Source organism: Leyella stercorea, assembly GCF_021531355.1.
Lineage (GTDB): Bacteria > Bacteroidota > Bacteroidia > Bacteroidales > Bacteroidaceae > Prevotella.
On the sequence record NZ_JADYTS010000144.1, the window covers coordinates 1 to 1,843 of the forward strand.

General features: G+C 52.4%; 2 protein-coding genes. Both read right to left on the reverse strand.

Annotated features, from left to right (window positions below):
• Nucleotides 1–54: 54 nt before the first annotated feature.
• The gene (gene proB / locus I6E38_RS14655; protein WP_235394680.1) at nucleotides 55–813 is read right to left on the reverse strand and encodes a glutamate 5-kinase; all 759 of its coding nucleotides are present in this window, start codon (nucleotides 811–813) and stop codon (nucleotides 55–57) included.
• A gap of 157 nt (nucleotides 814–970) precedes the next feature.
• Nucleotides 971–1,759 (reverse strand): pyrroline-5-carboxylate reductase family protein, encoded by a 789-nt coding sequence (locus I6E38_RS14660; RefSeq protein ID WP_235394681.1) that lies wholly within the window; start codon nucleotides 1,757–1,759, stop codon nucleotides 971–973.
• Nucleotides 1,760–1,843: the final 84 nt, after the last annotated feature.

Consider the following 1,843-nt stretch of genomic DNA (forward strand, 5'->3'; position numbering starts at 1 on the left):
CCTTCAAATCATATCGCTCCCCTCCCTGCGGGGGAGGGGCTGGGGGTGGGGCCTTTACATAAATTCCGTAAACGGTGTGTCCTTGTCTCTATCGAGCACTCGTTGCAGTATATTCTCGCGCGTGCCGTTGGCGATGAACACGTGAATACCTTCGTGCGCAACGCTGAGAGCGGTGTTGCACTTGCTCGTCATGCCGCCACGTCCGAACGAACTCTTGCTGTCGTTGACATACTGCTTCACCTCGTCAGACGAGCTTACGGTACGTATTGTCGGTTGCGTGCCGTCGGGATTGGGCGAGCCTAACACTCCGTCTACATTAGTTAATAATATAAGGTTGTCGGCGTGCATCATACGAGCCATGAGTCCGGAGAGCTCATCGTTGTCGGTGAACATCAGTTCGGTGATTGACACCGTGTCGTTCTCGTTGACAATAGGGATTATGTTGTTCTCTATCATCACGCTGATGCACGACTTCTGATTCTTGTATTGGCGTTCGGAGATGAAGTTCTCTTTCATCGTCAGCACCTGACCAACGTTGATGCCATATTCGCGGAAGAGCGAATAGTAGAGGTTCATGAGCTTCACCTGTCCCATAGCCGAGTAGAGTTGACGCTGTTCGACGCTGTCCAACGGATGCACGGCGTGCATCTCGCCCCTTCCGCAAGCCACAGCACCCGACGAAACGAGTATCAGCTTATGGCCTGCTGCATGCAGCATTGCAAGCTGATCGACTATCGACGAGAGCCTGCTCACGTTGACATGACCGTCGGGGCGCGTCAGTATGTTGCTTCCTACTTTTACTACTGTAAGCATAATTTAAATGTTGAATGTGGAGTGTTGAATGTTGAATTGTTGTGGCAAGCCGCAATAAGGAATGTGGAATGTTGAGTGTTGAGTGTGGAATGTTTAATGATTAATTCTTCATTGTATCATTCTTCATCGGCTCTGCCGATCATTCAACATTCAACACTCAACACTCAACACTCTTCTTGAGTCCTTCAATCACGGCATTGGTGAATCCCGCTTTCTCCATGGCGTTGAGTCCGCGGATGGTAAAACCGCCGGGAGTGGTCACCTTGTCGATTTCGGCTTCGGGATTGGCACCACTCTTCTGAAGCAGCAGTGCAGCACCCTTGATGGTCTGCAGAACTATATCTTTAGCTACATCTGCCTTGAAGCCCAGCTCCACCCCACCCTCAGTGGCAGCTCTTACGTAGCGCATGGCGTAGGCAATGCCGCACGAAGCGAGAGCCATACCGGCTCCAAACTGGCGTACCTCAACCGAAAGGGTGTCGCCGGCTGTGTCGAAAGCCTGCTTAACAAGCTCCTCTGAAGCGTCGGTTCCGCATACACGGGTGATGAATGTCATTGATGCGCCTACTGCAATGGCGGTGTTTGGCAATGCGAAGAACGTAGAAGGACACTTGCCATTGTACTCCACCCACGACCTCAACTGCTCTGCCTTCAATCCGGCTGCAACTACAACGACAATCTGTCGTTCGGAATCCAGAACGTCGCCAATCTCCTCCATGACACTCTCAACGAGCCACGGCTTCACTACCACAAACACTATATCGCCCCATGCGGCAGCCACTCGGTTGTCACTGTCCACCTTCACGCCCTGCTCTGCATAAGCGGCGAGACGCTCTGTGTGGGGATTGGAGATGGAAAGGTCGGATGCCTGGAACTTACCCGACTGCAAAAAGCCGTCGAGCATGGCTCCACCCATAGCACCGACACCGATTATTGATAGTTTCATAGAAAAGATAAAAAGCCCCATAAAGCCCCACCCCCGGCCCCTCCCCCGCAGGGAGGGGAGTGATATGATGGGCTACTTAAAGCC